Source organism: Pedobacter riviphilus, from assembly GCF_014692875.1.
In the GTDB taxonomy this organism is placed as follows: Bacteria; Bacteroidota; Bacteroidia; order Sphingobacteriales; family Sphingobacteriaceae; genus Pedobacter; species Pedobacter riviphilus.
The window spans coordinates 769,881-787,354 of the sequence record NZ_CP061171.1 but is presented as its reverse complement, the minus strand read 5'-3'; the positions used below and the strand labels follow the sequence as shown (position 1 = coordinate 787,354).

Below are 17,474 nucleotides of genomic sequence, written 5' to 3'. Positions count from 1 at the left end.
TCTTAATTTTGAGGAAATGAATTACCCTTACATATGCAATTTAATTTGAACGAGGGGAACAACGAGTCCCCTTCAGGGGATTTAGGAGTTCACCTGCAAAACCCAATATTTAAAACCTTATCATTAATCGCCGATAAGAATAAAACTGAAGCGTATGTAATCGGAGGATTTGTTCGTGATTTATTTTTAGATCGACCTTCAAAAGATATTGATGTGGTTGTTGTAGGTAGTGGAATAGCATATGCTGAAGCTGTTGGCAGAAAACTGAACACTAAAGTTGCTGTTTTTAAAAATTTTGGTACAGCAAATATTAAATTTCAGGATTTAGAAGTAGAGTTTGTGGGTGCCCGGAAAGAATCTTATCGCTCTGATTCGCGTAAACCCATTGTTGAAGATGGCAGCCTGGAAGATGACCAGCTGCGCAGAGATTTTACCATCAATGCTTTGGCGATTAATTTAAATGCTGATCATTATGGTGAACTGCTAGATCCGTTTGACGGGATTAAAGACCTGGAAAATAAGCTCATCCGCACACCACTTGATCCTGAAATTACTTTTTCTGACGATCCTTTGCGCATGATGAGGGCAATCCGCTTTGCCTCCCAGCTTAATTTCAATATCGATCCGGTTGCCCTAAATGCCATTAAAACACAAAAACAGCGCATCGGTATTGTTTCAAAAGAACGGATCACAGATGAGATGAATAAAATTATTCTCTCTAAAAAACCTTCAATAGGTTTTAAACATCTTTTTGATACCGGATTATTACATATTATTTTTCCTCAAATGGCGCAGCTCTATGGCGTAGAGATTATTAAAGGAAAAGGCCATAAAGACAATTTCTACCATACTTTAGAAGTATTGGATAATATTTGTGCAGATACGGATGATTTATGGTTGCGCTGGGCTGCTATTTTACACGATATTGCCAAACCTGCTACCAAACGTTTTGAAGAAGGCCACGGCTGGACATTCCACGGCCATGAAGACAGAGGCGCCAGAATGGTTCCAAAAATATTTGCACAGCTAAAACTTCCTTTAAACGAAAAGATGAAGTATGTGCAAAAATTGGTGCAGCTTCATTTACGTCCGATTGTGCTGGCACAGGAAACCGTTACAGATTCTGCTGTAAGGCGATTACTTTTTGATGCCGGAGAGGAAATTGAAAGCCTGATGTTGCTCTGCAATGCCGATGTAACAACGAAAAACGAATACAAAAAAACAAAATATAGAAACAACTTTGAGCTGGTTAAACAAAAGCTTAAGGATGTGGAAGAACGCGATAAAATTAGAAACTGGCAACCTCCTATTTCAGGAAATGATATTATGGAAACTTTTGGTCTTGAAGCGGGAAGAGAAGTTGGCATAATTAAAAATGCCATCCGTGAGGCCATACTGGAAGGTGAGATTACGAACGACTATCGGGAAGCATTTAATTTTATGCTCAATCAGGCAAAACAAATGGGATTAAATCCTGTTAATAAATAATTTAATTGCTAAAACACTACAATTAGGATGTCTTTTATGGCGCCTGATATTTGTGGTAATTATAAATTAACTTTATTTTTACGGCTCTAAAACACTATAATGGCTATTTATAAATTTAGAATTACTTTCGAAGATTTTGATGATGTTGTGAGAGAGATCGACATTAAATCAAACCAAACATTTGAAGACCTGCATAAGGCTATTCACAGATCTACAGGTTATAATGCCGAAAAATCTTCCTCTTTTTATGTAAGCACCGACAATTGGTTAAAGGGAGATGAAATTGCCTATTTGCCAAACGAACGTAAAAAAGACCGTGTAGTTTTAATGGAGAATTCTAAATTGAGCGGTTTTATTGAAGATCCGCATCAAAAGTTTTACTATATCTATAATTTCGATCGCCCTTACGATTTCCATGTAGAGTTGGTAAAAATAATTTTAGATGCCGATCCGAATATCGAGTACCCGTTTTTAGCCAAAAGCACTGGCGAGGCACCCAAAATAATGGAGCAGAACAGTCCGCAATCCGTTGATCCAAGAGGTGCAGCTGCTACTGCCAGCGAATTTGATTTCTTAAATGAAATGAACTTTGTACCTGAAGACACTGACGAATTAGAAGCCATGGGCGAAATGGGCATCAACGAGGAAGAAAGAGACGGAGATGAAGAAAGTGAAGAAGACGAATTCGGAGATGAATTTTCTGATAGCGATAACTTCGAAGATGATGGCCATAAAGATGACTATTAATTAGCATCAAAATAATAAATGCAAAAAGCTGCCAAATATTTAAATTTGGCAGCTTTTATTTTATACAAATCTTATGCCTCACCCAAAAACCTTAATATCTATTGTTGGCCCTACTGCAATAGGAAAAACAGCCATGGCTATTCAACTGGCTCAATATTTTGGTACAGAAATTATTTCTGCAGATTCACGTCAGTTTTTTAAGGAAATGGAAATTGGAACGGCTAAACCAGATGCTACTGAATTAGCGGCGGCTAAACATCACTTTATTAACTCTCACGCTGTTTCACAATTGTTTAGCACTGGCGATTTTGAAGTAGAAGGTTTAAAAATACTTGAAGAAATTTTCCAAAACCACGATCTCGCTATTATGGTGGGGGGCTCCGGATTATATGTAAACGCTTTGATAAATGGCTTGGATGAAATGCCAGATATTGATTTAGCGATACGTGAAAGGCTGAATAAACAATTTGAAGAAGAAGGATTATCCAGTATCCAAAAACAGCTGGCCACATTGGATCCAGAATATTTTGCAAAGGTAGATCAACAAAACCCACAAAGAATGATCAGGGGTTTGGAGGTATTCTTATCAACAGGTCGAAAACTTTCTTCAATGCTTTCGGCTACAAAAAAGGAAAGACCGTTTAATATTATCAAAATCGGGTTAAATACTGATAGAGCCGTTCTTTATGACCGAATTAACAGAAGAGTTGATCAAATGATTGCCGATGGTTTAGTTGATGAAGTAAAATCGCTAATCCCATTTAAAAAATACAATGCTTTAAACACAGTAGGTTATAGTGAGCTTTTCGATTACCTGGACGGAAAATTATCTCTTGTTGATGCTGTTGCTTCAATTAAACAAAATACCCGCCGTTTTGCTAAGCGCCAATTAACCTGGTTTAGAAGAGATGATGAATTAACCTGGTTCGAACCCTATCAAAGTGCAGAAATTATAAACTTTATAGAAGACAAAATAACGGATAAATAAAAAAAGAGCATAAATGCTCTTTTTTTATTTATCCGTTAAAAAAAAGATGATTTATTTATCTGGAAACTTTACTCCTCTATATTGTGTAATATCAACAGAAGGTATGGTAGAATCATACTTAGCATTAATTGCATCGATAAATACATTGGCAATTACCGCATTTCCGCGTGGGGTTAAGTGAATTCCGTCTAAAGAAAAGGCACCGCCGCTAATAAATGCAGCATTGATACCTATCCCCTGAATATTCAAACCTGTTTTAACCTGGTTAAAATAACTATAGGTATCTGCAATCGCCAAGCCTTTACTGGTAGCTAAAGATTTAATGCTGCTGTTGTAGCTATTTACATAGTCTTTTACTTTAATTACTTCATCCTTATCCAATACCCATTTATTTTCGATTGGATTTAAGGGGTGTAAACCATAAGGAATGGCACCTTGACCGAACAAACCAGCTGATTGGAAAGGCAAACGGATTAAATCTTCATCAGTTGCTGCTCTTACCGCTCCTGTACCAGTTTGAATGAATACTGCCTGAGCAGCTGGATTAGCTGCCTTCGCTGCAGCAAGCAGCAAAGATGGCTTAACGGTATTAAAATACGGAATAGCTGTTACATCTGGAATGGTTGCTACAATGCCTTTTTGACCGCCAGCGGTTAAAGCATTTAACAAATTAGCATACAATGATGAAAATGTTACTTTATCCGTTAACACAGTGGTTGGGTCGCCGGTAACGGTAACTGCACCATTAGTTGCATAACCCAATACATCATTATTTCCTAACCAAAGTGAGAAAAAAGTATGGTTTCTACCTTGTATAAACTGAAAATAATTGGTTTTACCCACTTGTGCATCAGTTAATAAACGTTCAAAATATGGGTTAGCAGCGCTAAAAGTAAGCGTAGGATCAAAAGATAAATCGACACGCATACCTGGGATACCTAAATTTTGGATTTCACCGCTATATTTATCTAGATGTTTGGCTGCATCTCTATATGCTAATTTATCAGTTACCTGTGTTAACGTTGGCGTACCATTAACCAGTGCGGATAAGGCAAGATAACCTGAACCATTTGAATGTTCATCAGTAAAAAATGGAGAAGTAAATGTGCTACCACCCACTGTAGCCATTTTAGCAGCAATTAAATTTGGATAAGCTACCTTTTGTCCTTCTAAATACAGACCGCCATCAGCAAAGCCTGAAGTTAATGAGTTTCCTACAGCAATGTACTTGCTAAAATTAGCCTGGCCGGCAGTAGTACCAGCTGGGGTTTCTATTTCGGGTTTACAAGCTGCCGCAAAAAGGATGATAGCAGCAACGAAACTATTCAATATATATCTTTTCATTTAAATTCCTCCTACCATTTATAAGTTAATGAAATACCAGGTGCATAAACCAGCGTTTTAAAGGTACCATCCAGGCCTGTTTCAATATTCTTTTGTTTACGCGATTTAACATCCTCAAAAAAGAACGATGCATTTACTTCGAAATGGCGGGTAGGCGTATAACCTAAACCGGCGCTTAAAATATAACGGTCAGCATCTGGTGCCTCTGGTGTTACATAGCCATCCTGAACCGGCGAGAAAGCATAACCTACACCAGCTCTTAAAGCTAATTTTTCTGATGCCTGATGATTGATACCCAATTTAAATGATGAACCATCACGATAGTTGCGGGCAGATTTAGTATCAGCCAAGGCTGGCGTATTGGTCGCATAATCAAATGATAAATCCTGGTAAATATGCCATTGTACCCAACTCGCATCAAATGCTAAAACGGTACTTTTTGATAACGGAATACCAACACCTAAACTAGTTGTTGCAGGCAAAGGCAATTCGGCATTGAATGTATTTCCAGGAGGAAAAGATCCTGTTAATGATTGTGGAACTGTAAAGTCTGCCGTACCCCCATCCAGTTTCGTAATTACTTTCGATTTATGCACCAGGGCAAAAGAGATATTGCTTAATGTTTTAATATATAAACCAGCATTCCATCCGTAACCTTTACCCGTACCATCTAAGGTAACATGGCCAGAGCGCCCGTCAGGATAATTTACTGGTAATGCCCTTTGAAGGTTTACATCCCCATGGTTGTACACAAAACCAGCACCGATACCAATACGATCGGTAATTTTAATACTTAAAGTGGGCTGAAAATAGATTGCTTTTAAATTTAATGAGGTTAAAGTATACTTACCAGACCAGTTATCGCCCCAATCTACCAAACCACCAAATGGAGTATATACCCCCAGACCGAGCTTCCATTTATTTGATTTCGGCCCCAAACAGCATAAAACTCGAAAGGTGGGGCAATTTTGTTCTTTACATTTTCTGTGATGTTAGAACCGCTTTGTTTGAAAGCTGATTTAAATAATAATGGGTTTACTCCTGCTGAAACTGAGTTTTTCTCTAAGAAAGTTACTGCACCAGGATTGTAAAATACAGAAGCCTCATCTAAAGCCAATGCAGAACCTGCACCGGCCATACCAATTTGTTTCTGTCCTTGTAAATTAACCTGGAAACCCTGCCCCAAAACCCAAAGTGGGGCAGAAAGTAATACGCTCAATAAAATTTTTTTCATCTATAAATGGTTATACACAAATATATACTATGCTAACATAGTATACAAGTATTTGTTCGTAAGAATTTTGATTGTCTTACGCCTGGGCAGTTGGTCCGCCGAAGCCCATAGGAAAAGGTGGTTCTTCTTGAGTTTTAATACGTCCGTTTACGGCTTCGAATTTTTGGATATTATCTTCTAATGCTGATAATAACCGCTTTGCATGCTCAGGAGTTAAAATAATCCTCGATTTAACTTTTGCCTTTGGTATACCCGGCATTACACGGATAAAATCCAATACAAATTCGGTATTTGAATGGGTAATAATAGCCAGGTTAGAAAAAATTCCTTCAGCAATTTCTTCAGATAACTCTATATTTAATTGATTATCGTTTTGTTGTTCTTCCATAATAGTTCAAAAATAGAAAATTCCGCTGCTTAATGGCGGAATTTAAAGCATATTGTTTTAAATAAAATTAAATTTTACAGCGTTTTAAAAAGTTATTTTTCTAAAAATCTAACTCCGCAATAACTAATACTCTTTTATTGTCATAATAGTTGCTGCTTTACTTGCCCTATATTTTGCTGAAATTACTTTTTTAATTATATATCTATCAGGTTCGATTGTTAATTAAATTACCAAATCCTCGGATTTGGTAATTTTACTGTCGTTCATTAATGGGCTGGTAGGCCGAACTACGCAGACGATTAATAAATGCTAACAAAACGAATACTCAAAACCTCGGCAAAACGCTATAAATTCTGATTAAAAACTTTTAAAGCTTCTTTATCATCATAGGCAATAATTAATGCTTTAAGTTTCTTTTTAAGATCATTTTTAATGGCGCTATAGTTTTTGTCCTCAATTATGTTTTTCAATTCCTTAGGATCTTTTTTCAAATCATACAATTCCCAAGCTTCTGTGCCTGTATAAAAACGGGCCAGAACATACCTATCAGTCCGAATACCAAAATGTGGAGAAACATAATGCGGTCCCGGGTATTCATAATAGTGATAATAAGCACCTTCTTTAGACCAGTTCTTTATTTCTGGATTTTCTAATATGGGCAAGAAAGATTTACCTTGCATAAAACCTGGTTTTGCCACACCAGCAAAATCAAGGATTGTTGGAGCCCAATCAACATTTGAAATGATTTGATTTAATTTTTTATCTTTCATCGCCGAAAGCTTGGGCACTCTGATTATGAATGGTGTACGAAGTGATTCCTCGTAGATAAAACGTTTATCAAACCAACCGTGTTCGCCCAGGTAAAATCCTTGATCTGAAGCGTAAACAACAATAGTATTTTCGCTCAAGCCATTACGGTCCAAATAATCTAGTATTTCTCCAATATTTCTATCCAGTGATTTTGCCGTAGCATAGTAATCCTTCATATATCGTTGAAACTTCCACTCCTTTAGTGCATTACCCGTTAAATGAAGTTCTTGAAACGCTTTCGAAAGTTGGCCATAATATGTACGGTACGCTTTACTTTGCAGACTATCCATACGTGAATACTCTCCTTGTTGATAGTAACGTATCATTGACTCTTCAATCTCTTTTCCTTTTATTGCAGGTTTTGCCGCCCTGCCACTTACATTCACTTTTTCTCCAAAAGGTTGATTGATTTTTAAATCTGTCTTAATTGTCATTGCATCACCAACACTCATTAATTGTTTAGATGCAGCTATTCTTCCTTTATAATCATCATAAAATGTTGTGGGTAAAGGAAACTTAATCGAATCGTAAGCGCCAAGGTCTTGTAAATCGGGTAACCACTCTCTGTGCGTGGCCTTTTCCCCTACCACCAGGAAAAAAGGCTTATCAGGGTTTCTTTTGTTTAAATAATCTTTTGTCAATTCGGTTATAACCTCTGTTACATAACCATGGTACAATAAAGTATCATTTTTTTGGTTTATAAAATCAGGATTAAAATAATGTCCCTGAACCGGCATTACATTCCAATAATCAAAACCCTTTGGAAGACTTCCTAAATGCCATTTCCCAATCCAGGCAGTTTGATAGCCATTTTCGCTCAATATCTGTGGTAAAAACCGCTGGTTGGTATCTAACACACCATCATTAACCTTATAGCCATTTTTATGACTGTACTGCCCGGTAATAAATGCCGCACGGCTTGGTCCACAAATGGCATTTGATACAATTGCATTGTTAAACAAAGTGCCAGACTTTGCAAGTCTATCAATATTTGGTGTCTTAATTAATTTATTTCCGTAGGCACTTATCGCTTGATAAGCATGATCATCAGAAAGTATAAATATGATGTTAGGCTGCTTATGCTGCCCAAAGGCAATTGCATGGAAGCAGAGGAACAATAGGACTAAAATTTTCTTCATAGAGATGGGATAATTGGGCTTTGCCACTACGGTGAAACGATATAAATTTACAGAGTTTTCCTAATCAATGTATTTTAACTTACGATAATATTTAATATTGTATAAAGTGTAATGAAGGATAAACTTAAAATATTATGACCAGCACTCAAATAGATAATTATATATTTAATAATTTACCTTCTTATGATGGTTGGATGCCGCTTTTAAGGGAGTTGCTAACAACACTTTTAAGTAAAGGCTGGGATGAAACAATCATATTTACCGCTAAAGAAAAGTATGGAAAATTTGTTTATGTAATAGCTGATGAAAAGTTCTCCACTTTTATTTCAGCATTTAATGAATTTGAAGAAAAAATCAATCAATCTTGCATGATTTGCGGAGATAATGGAAAACAATGTACTCCAGGATATTCGGATCAAACACTCTGTTTAACCCATTATATAGATGCATACCCTAAAATAGTTAATATAGATCAATTTGGTTTTACAACCAAAGAGGAAAGATTTAACTGGTCAGATATTTTAGAACTAAATGGTTTTGCAGATTATCGCGGGCATGTAGAATTTAGCAAAAAGTCTGAAATGCTTTCGAGTATTTATATAGAACTTAAACCAAATTTCTCTTCACAATATTTAAAAGAAATAGCATTAGTATCGCTACATCACGATGATTTAAATTGGATCAATTTCTTGAAGAATATACCTAGTGAATGCTTAAAGAAAAAGCAGGATCTAAACAATTATATAAAAGAGCTGTTAAAGTCATTTTATTTTTGTGATATATGTGGATTTAAGGCCATAAGTAATTATGAATTTCATAAATGTAGCATTTGCCACAATTACTCTTGGGAAAGCATGACGGAACGGTATACAAGACGCTATGAAAATAAAACAGATTACATTAAGCAAAACCAGCTAATGTATTTTTCAGGTGGTTTTAATTATGAACTGAATAAATTGGAAATTTCATTTGAAAAAAAACCAAGTTTCAGACGCATGTTTTCCAATCAGGAATTCAAGGAATACTTAGACCTTATAAAATCATAAAAAAACCCCGGCAAAATGCCGGGGTTTCAATTATCATGCGTTTAAATATTAAGCTTCTACTTCTTCTTGTTTCGAAGCTAATAATTTATCGTATTCTTCTTGAGAACCAACAATGATTCTTTCGTAACCACGTACACCAGTACCTGAAGGGATTAAGTGACCTACGATCACGTTTTCTTTCAAGCCTAACATATTATCGCGTTTACCTGCAATTGCTGCCTCATTTAATACTTTCGTAGTTTCCTGGAACGAAGCCGCAGAAATGAACGATTTAGTACCTAATGATGCACGTGTAATACCTTGTAAGATAGAACTCGCAGTTGCCGGTCTTGCATCTCTCACCGTAATCTGTTTTAAATCTTTACGTTTTAACTGAGAATTTTCATCTCTTAATTTACGTAATGAAACAATCTGACCTGGTTTGAATTCAGTCGAATCGCCTGCATCTTCAACAACTTTCTTGTCGTACATGGCATCGTTTTCTTCTGAGAAGTCCCAACGATCTACTGCATTGTTTTCTAAGAAAATAGTATCTCCCGGATCTTCGATGTGAACTTTCTGCATCATCTGGTGAACAATCACCTCGAAATGTTTATCATTAATTTTCACACCTTGTAAACGATAAACCTCTTGAATACCATTTACTAAATATTCCTGAACTGCAGCAGGTCCTTTAATTGCAAGGATATCAGCAGGAGAAATTGAACCATCAGATAATGGCATACCTGCTTTCACAAAGTCGTTATCCTGTACAAGGATGTGTTTCGATAATGGAACCAGGTATTTTTTAACTTCACCATCTTTAGATTCGATTGTGATCTCACGGTTACCACGTTTAACACCACCTAAAGTTACCACACCATCAATTTCAGTTACTACAGCTGGGTTAGATGGGTTACGTGCTTCGAATAATTCCGTTACACGAGGTAAACCACCCGTAATATCCCGGGTTTTACCAGTTGCACGAGGAATCTTAGCGATAATCTGACCTGTTTGGATCGTTTCACCTTCATCAACTGAAACGTGTGCACCTACCGGGATGTTATAACCTTTGATAAACTCTCCTTTTTTGTCAACGATCTGAACTGAAGGGTTTTTCGTTTTATCACGGGTATCGATAATCACTTTTTCGCGGTGACCAGTTTGCTCATCAGATTCTTCGCGGTAAGTTACACCATCAATAATGGCATCGAATTGTGCTTTACCAGCAAACTCTGAAAGGATAACCGCGTTGTACGGATCCCACGAACAAATTTTATCGCCTTTAGTTACTTTATCACCCTCTTTAACGAATAAGAAAGCTCCGTACGGAATGTTGTTGGTTACGATAACTCTACCGCTTCCTGGCTCAACAATTCTAAACTCACCTGAACGGCCCAATACAACCTGTACTGTTCCATCTTCTGTTTGTGTATCTACTGTACGGATATTTTCGAACTCAACAACACCATCAAACTTAGCTACGATGTTAGATTCTGCAGCAATGTTTGATGCAGTACCACCCACGTGGAAAGTACGAAGTGTTAACTGTGTACCCGGCTCACCGATTGACTGTGCTGCAATTACACCAACTGCCTCACCTCTTTGAACACGTTTACCAGATGCCAGGTTACGGCCATAACATAATGCACAAACTCCACGTTTAGATTCGCAAGTTAATACTGAACGGATCTCGATACCTTCTAATGGAGATTCTTCGATCAATTTAGCTACATCTTCGTTAATATCTTCGCCCGCACCTACCAATAAAGTGTTATCCAATGGATTGTACACATCATGTAATGAAGTACGACCTAAAATCCTATCGTATAATGGTTCAACAATATCTTCGTTATCTTTTAACGCAGTGGTATACATACCTCTTAAGGTACCACAATCGTTATCGTTAACAATCATATCCTGTGCCACATCATGTAAACGACGGGTTAAGTAACCCGCATCCGCCGTTTTTAACGCCGTATCCGCCAAACCTTTACGCGCACCGTGAGTAGAGATAAAGTACTCTAATACCGATAAACCTTCTTTAAAGTTTGATAAGATCGGGTTTTCAATGATATCGCCACCTGAACCTGATTTTTGAGGTTTCGCCATCAAACCACGCATTCCGCAAAGCTGACGAATCTGCTCTTTAGATCCACGTGCACCTGAATCAAGCATCATGTAAACTGAGTTAAAACCTTGGTTATCTGATGATAACTGAGTCATAACGAAAGTAGTTAACCTGTTGTTGATACGGGTCCAGATATCGATAATCTGGTTGTAACGCTCGTTGTTGGTAATGAAACCCATGTTATAGTTGTTTCTTACCTCTTCAACCTCAGCTGCTGCCTGTTCTAATAAAGTATGTTTTTCTACCGGGATGTTTACGTCTTGTAGGTTGAACGATAAACCTCCTTGGAATGCCATTTTGAAACCTAATTCTTTGATATCATCTAAGAATTGAGAAGCACGGGCCATACCAGTCATTTTCACTACTTCACCAATAATATCCCTTAAAGATTTTTTGGTTAATAATTCATTGATATAACCAACCTCTTCAGGAACCATTTGGTTGAACAATACCCTACCTACCGTAGTTTCAGTTAATTTATTAACGATAGAACCATCTGCTTGTTTAACATTTACCCTTACTTTGATAAATGCATGCAAGTCTAATTCTTTCTCGTTATAAGCAATAATAACTTCTTCTGGAGAATAGAAAGCAGAATCCTGTCCTTTTACAACTCTAGTTTCATCTGTTCTGCGGCCTTTAGTAATGTAATAAAGACCCAAAACCATATCCTGAGAAGGTACTGTAATTGGCGTACCATTTGCAGGGTTTAAGATGTTGTGTGCAGCCAACATTAATACCTGGGCTTCCAAAATTGCTGCATTACCTAACGGTAAGTGAACAGCCATCTGGTCACCATCAAAATCGGCGTTGAATGCGGTACAAACTAATGGGTGTAACTGGATTGCTTTTCCTTCAATTAATTTTGGCTGGAAAGCCTGGATACCTAATCTGTGTAGCGTAGGTGCACGGTTTAATAATACCGGGTGACCTTTTAATACATTTTCTAAAATATCCCAAACTAATGGATCTTTTCTATCAACGATTTTCTTAGCAGATTTAACTGTTTTTACTACACCACGCTCAATCATCTTACGAATAATGAACGGTTTGTAAAGCTCAGCAGCCATATCTTTAGGAATACCGCACTCGTGTAATTTAAGGCTAGGCCCTACAACAATTACCGAACGAGCTGAATAATCCACACGTTTACCTAATAAGTTCTGACGGAAACGACCTTGTTTACCTTTCAAAATATCTGAAAGTGATTTTAAGGCACGGTTACCTTCAGTTTTTACCGCGTTAACCTTACGTGAGTTATCGAACAACGAATCTACAGCTTCCTGCAACATACGTTTTTCGTTACGTAAAATTACCTCTGGTGCTTTAATCTCGATCAAACGTTTTAAACGGTTGTTACGGATAATTACACGACGGTATAAATCATTTAAATCGGAAGTAGCGAAACGACCACCTTCTAATGGAACCAACGGACGTAATTCTGGTGGAATAACCGGAACGATTTTAACAATCATCCACTCAGGGCGATTCTCGATACGTGTATTGGCACCACGGAAAGCTTCAACAACCTGAAGGCGTTTTAAAGCCTCATTTTTACGCTGTTGAGAAGTTTCGTTAGCTGCCTGGTGACGTAAGTCGTAAGATAAAGTATCTAAATCAATACGTTTTAATAAATCTTCTAATGCTTCAGCACCCATTTTGGCGATGAATTTATTAGGATCTTTATCGTCTAAATATTGGTTTTCTTTAGGTAATTTATCTAAGATATCTAAATATTCTTCCTCTGTTAAGAAGTCCATATAGTTGATACCTTCCTCGGCCATTAAGCCCGACTGGATAACTACATAACGCTCGTAATAGATAATTAAATCTAATTTTTTAGTAGGTAAACCTAATAAATAACCGATTTTGTTTGGTAAAGAGCGGAAGTACCAGATGTGTGCAACAGGAACCACTAAAGCAATGTGGCCCATACGCTCACGACGTACTTTCTTTTCAGTTACTTCAACACCACAACGATCGCAAACAATACCTTTATAACGGATACGTTTGTATTTACCGCAATGACATTCGTAATCTTTTACCGGACCAAAAATACGCTCACAGAACAAACCATCACGCTCAGGTTTGTAAGTACGGTAGTTAATGGTTTCTGGTTTCAACACCTCACCGCTTGAACGTTCCAAAATAATTTCTGGAGACGATAAGCTAATCGTGATTGATGTGAAATTGCTTTTTAATTTATTATCCTTTTTGTAAGACATATCTTTTTGTTTTGAGTAGCAAGTATTTCGCATCAAGTATCAAGATCGGATTACCCGTCTTGATACTTGATACTTTAATACTTAATACTTAGTCTAACGTAATATCTAAACCTAATCCACGTAACTCATGTACCAATACGTTGAACGATTCTGGTACACCTGGTGTTGGTAGGTTTTCACCTTTAACAATGGCTTCGTAAGTTTTGGCCCTTCCGATTACATCATCCGACTTAACGGTTAAGATCTCTTGAAGAATATTAGCTGCACCGAATGCCTCTAATGCCCAAACCTCCATCTCACCAAAACGCTGACCACCAAACTGGGCTTTACCACCCAGTGGTTGTTGTGTAATTAATGAGTATGGTCCGATTGAACGGGCGTGCATCTTATCATCAACCATGTGACCTAATTTCAACATGTAGATAATACCTACAGTTGTAGTCTGATCGAAACGCTCACCTGTTAAACCATTGTATAAGTAGGTTTTTCCTGAAGCTGGAACACCTGCTTTAGCAATCCATTCTTCCACCTCATCGTGCGTAGCACCATCAAAAATCGGAGTGGCAAATTTAACACCCAATTCTTTACCAGCCCATGCCAATACGGTTTCGTAGATCTGACCAAGGTTCATACGTGAAGGTACACCTAGTGGGTTCAACACGATATCAACCGGGCTACCATCAGCTAAGAAAGGCATATCTTCATCACGTACAATACGTGCAACAATACCTTTGTTACCGTGGCGACCCGCCATTTTATCACCTACTTTTAACTTACGTTTTTTAGCAACATAAACTTTTGCCATTTGTACAATACCCGATGGAAGCTCATCACCTACACTAATTGCGAATTTATCGCGTTTGTAAGCACCAAGTTCTTCATTAACACGGATACCATAGTTATGCAGCAACATTTTAATCAGCTCATTTTTATCATCATCAGTAGTCCATTTGTTAGGGCTAATGTGATCATAATTAAGTTCGGCTAAAATTTTCTGCGTAAACTTAGCTCCTTTAGCAACCAATAGTTCCTTGTAAATGTTGTATACACCTTGCGATGTTTTTCCATTTACAATGGTGAATAATTTGTCAACTAATTCAGCTTTTAATTTCTCAGTGATATTGTTATATCCTTTGTCTAATTTCTCAATTGCTGATTTTTCTTCAGCTTTTGTAGTTTTCTTAGCACGGCTGAATAATTTAGTATCAATTACCACACCTTGGATTGAAGGAGGAGTTTTTAAAGACGCATCTTTAACATCACCTGCTTTATCACCAAAAATAGCGCGTAGTAATTTCTCTTCCGGCGAAGGATCAGATTCTCCTTTTGGCGTAATCTTACCAATTAAAATATCGCCTTCTTTTACATCAGCACCGATACGGATAATACCGTTTTCATCAAGGTCTTTAGTAGCCTCTTCAGAAACGTTCGGGATATCTGGTGTTAATTCCTCTTCTCCACGTTTAGTATCACGTACTTCTAATTCAAACTCTTCAATATGCAATGAAGTGAAAACGTCATCACGAACAATACGCTCGTTGATTACAATCGCATCCTCAAAGTTGAAACCTTGCCAAGGCATAAACGCCACTTTCAAGTTTCTACCTAATGCCAATTCACCATTTTCAGTTGCATAACCTTCGCAAAGCACTTGTCCTTTGGTAACTTTCTGACCTTTCTTAACGATTGGTTTTAAGTTGATACAAGTATTCTGGTTGGTTTTTTTGAATTTAATTAAACGGTAAGTTTTGCTATCGCCTTCAAATGAAACTAAACGATCATCTTCGTTACGTTCATATTTAATAGTGATTTCGTTAGCATCAACATACTCTACAACACCGTCACCTTCTGCGTTGATCAGCGTTCTCGAGTCACGTGCAACGCGACCTTCTAAACCTGTACCAACAATTGGTGCTTCAGGACGTAACAATGGCACGGCCTGACGTTGCATGTTTGATCCCATCAAAGCCCTGTTCGCATCATCATGTTCCAAGAATGGAATTAACGAAGCAGCAATTGAAGTAATCTGGTTAGGCGCAACGTCCATTAAGTCTAATTTCTCAGGCTCAATAATCGGGAAGTCACCCTCGTAACGTGCTTTAACACGTGGTGTGGTAAAGTTACCTTTATCATCGTACTCTGCATTTGCCTGAGCGATGGTTTTACCATCTTCATCTTCTGCTGATAAATAAATAACGTCTGAATCAACAACTACTTTACCATCTTCAACACGTTTGTATGGTGTTTCAATGAAACCTAAATTATTGATTTTTGCATGCACACAAAGTGATGAAATCAAACCAATATTTGGTCCCTCTGGCGTTTCAATCGTACATAAACGACCATAGTGGGTATAGTGAACGTCACGCACCTCGAAACCGGCACGCTCACGTGATAAACCACCTGGACCTAATGCCGATAAACGGCGTTTGTGAGTAATCTCTGCTAATGGATTGGTTTGATCCATGAACTGCGATAACTGGTTGGTACCAAAGAAAGAGTTGATAACAGATGATAACGTACGGGCGTTAATCAAATCAGTTGGTGTAAACACCTCGTTATCGCGAATGTTCATACGCTCACGGATTGTTCTGGCCATACGGGCTAAACCAACACCAAATTGTGCGTACAATTGTTCACCTACCGTACGTACACGACGGTTAGACAAGTGATCGATATCATCCACTTCCTCTTTTGAGTTGATCAATTTGATCAGATATTTAACAATTGCAATAATATCTGCCTTTGTTAAAACTTTAACCTCATCAGGGGTATTCATTTTTAATTTACGGTTGATGCGGTAACGACCAACATCTCCTAAATCATAACGTTTATCAGAAAAGAATAAACGATCAATGATACCACGCGCTGTTTCCTCATCAGGTGGTTCTGCGTTACGCAAAGCACGATAGATGTTTTCTACAGCTTCTTTTTCTGAGTTTGAGGTATCTTTTTGTAATGTATTATATATAATGGTATAATCAGCCTGACTTGCGCCATCCTCTTTCGATAAGATAATGCTTTTTACGCCAGCTTCGATAACCATATCAATGTGTTCGTCTTCTAAAACGGTTTCTCTTTCAAGAATCACTTCATTACGGTCGATACAAACTACCTCACCGGTATCTTCATCAACAAAATCTTCAACCCATTTTTTCAATACCCTTGCCGCAAGTTTACGACCGATATATTTCTTTAAACCAGATTTACTAACTTTTACTTCGTCAGCAAGATCAAAAAGTTCCAAGATGTCTTTATCAGAATCGTAACCGATAGCACGTAATAAAGTGGTAACCGGGAATTTTTTCTTACGATCGATATAAGCATACATCACGTTATTAACGTCTGTAGCAAACTCGATCCATGAACCTTTGAAAGGAATTACACGTGCAGAGTACAATTTGGTTCCGTTAGTGTGGCGGCTTTGGCCGAAGAACACTCCTGGAGAACGGTGTAATTGCGAAACGATAACACGTTCTGCACCGTTGATAACAAACGTACCTTTTGGTGTCATATACGGGATAGTACCTAAGTACACATCCTGGATAATGGTTTCAAAATCTTCATGTTCTACATCATTACAAGAAAGCTTAAGCTTTGCTTTTAATGGAACATTGTAGGTTAATCCACGCTCAATACACTCGTGTATATCGTAACGTGGCGGATCAACAAAATAATCAAGAAACTCCAATACGAAGATATTTCTTGAATCTGTTATTGGAAAGTTTTCAGCAAACACTTTAAACAAACCCTCGCTTGAGCGGTCGTCTGATGTGGTATCTATCTGGAAAAATTCTCTGAATGATTGCAATTGCACATCCAGAAAATCCGGATAGTCTATAATGTGCTTACTAGTTGCAAAATTTACTCTTTGTTCGACTGTCTTTGCCAATGGACTAAAAGATTTTAGTTTAAGAATAAACTATTTGTTTGGTTCAGATTTTAAACAGGCTCA

At 37.5% G+C, this 17,474-nt stretch carries 11 protein-coding genes; 4 read left to right on the top strand and 7 right to left on the bottom strand.

The genetic code is table 11. The annotated features are described in order from the left end of the window. Positions 1–33: 33 nt before the first annotated feature. The 3 genes from H9N25_RS03205 (at position 34) to miaA (ending at position 3,223) form a co-directional block, all read left to right on the top strand. Positions 34–1,488 carry a CCA tRNA nucleotidyltransferase gene (locus tag H9N25_RS03205; protein WP_190327918.1) on the top strand — a complete coding sequence of 485 codons (1,455 nt, stop codon included), beginning with the start codon at positions 34–36 and terminating at the stop codon, positions 1,486–1,488. 99 nt (positions 1,489–1,587) lie between these two features. Further along, entirely contained in the window at positions 1,588–2,235 is a 648-nt protein-coding gene (locus H9N25_RS03200) for a plasmid pRiA4b ORF-3 family protein (RefSeq protein ID WP_167293284.1), read from the top strand. 73 nt (positions 2,236–2,308) lie between these two features. Further along, on the top strand, positions 2,309–3,223 hold the full coding sequence (miaA, locus tag H9N25_RS03195) for a tRNA (adenosine(37)-N6)-dimethylallyltransferase MiaA (protein ID WP_190327917.1): 915 nt from the start codon (positions 2,309–2,311) through the stop codon (positions 3,221–3,223). 51 nt (positions 3,224–3,274) lie between these two features. On the opposite strand, the gene H9N25_RS03190 is transcribed toward miaA, so the two are convergent. The 5 genes from H9N25_RS03190 to H9N25_RS03175 all read right to left on the bottom strand — a co-directional run bounded on the left by H9N25_RS03190 (position 3,275) and on the right by H9N25_RS03175 (position 8,138). Further along, complete coding sequence (locus H9N25_RS03190; RefSeq protein ID WP_190327916.1) at positions 3,275–4,567, bottom strand: SGNH/GDSL hydrolase family protein; 1,293 nt, start codon at positions 4,565–4,567, stop codon at positions 3,275–3,277. Between the two features lie 11 nt (positions 4,568–4,578). Then, positions 4,579–5,505: an OmpP1/FadL family transporter gene (locus H9N25_RS03185; protein ID WP_223833563.1), complete on the bottom strand. Its 927-nt coding sequence runs from the start codon at positions 5,503–5,505 to the stop codon at positions 4,579–4,581. Continuing rightward, positions 5,439–5,801 carry an outer membrane protein transport protein gene (locus H9N25_RS24300; protein WP_223833562.1) on the bottom strand — a complete coding sequence of 121 codons (363 nt, stop codon included), beginning with the start codon at positions 5,799–5,801 and terminating at the stop codon, positions 5,439–5,441. Before H9N25_RS24300 ends, H9N25_RS03185 begins: the two co-directional genes overlap by 67 nt. 76 nt (positions 5,802–5,877) lie before the next feature. After that, positions 5,878–6,189 (bottom strand): DUF3467 domain-containing protein, encoded by a 312-nt coding sequence (locus tag H9N25_RS03180; protein WP_167293280.1) that lies wholly within the window; start codon positions 6,187–6,189, stop codon positions 5,878–5,880. 344 nt (positions 6,190–6,533) lie between these two features. Then, a complete protein-coding gene (locus H9N25_RS03175) occupies positions 6,534–8,138 on the bottom strand; it encodes a sulfatase family protein (RefSeq protein WP_190327915.1) in 1,605 nt (534 codons plus the stop codon). A gap of 134 nt (positions 8,139–8,272) precedes the next feature. Here H9N25_RS03175 and H9N25_RS03170 point away from each other — a divergent pair, with 134 nt between their 5' ends. After that, a complete protein-coding gene (locus tag H9N25_RS03170; RefSeq protein ID WP_190327914.1) occupies positions 8,273–9,184 on the top strand; it encodes a hypothetical protein in 912 nt (303 codons plus the stop codon). A gap of 48 nt (positions 9,185–9,232) precedes the next feature. Here the strand turns inward: H9N25_RS03170 and rpoC are convergent, their stop codons facing one another. Both rpoC and rpoB read right to left on the bottom strand, forming a co-directional pair. Next, the gene (gene rpoC, locus H9N25_RS03165; RefSeq protein WP_167293279.1) at positions 9,233–13,519 is read right to left on the bottom strand and encodes a DNA-directed RNA polymerase subunit beta'; all 4,287 of its coding nucleotides are present in this window, start codon (positions 13,517–13,519) and stop codon (positions 9,233–9,235) included. 88 nt (positions 13,520–13,607) lie between these two features. Continuing rightward, positions 13,608–17,411, bottom strand: coding sequence for a DNA-directed RNA polymerase subunit beta (gene rpoB / locus H9N25_RS03160; RefSeq protein WP_190327913.1), 3,804 nt, complete (start codon positions 17,409–17,411; stop codon positions 13,608–13,610). Positions 17,412–17,474 lie beyond the last annotated feature (63 nt).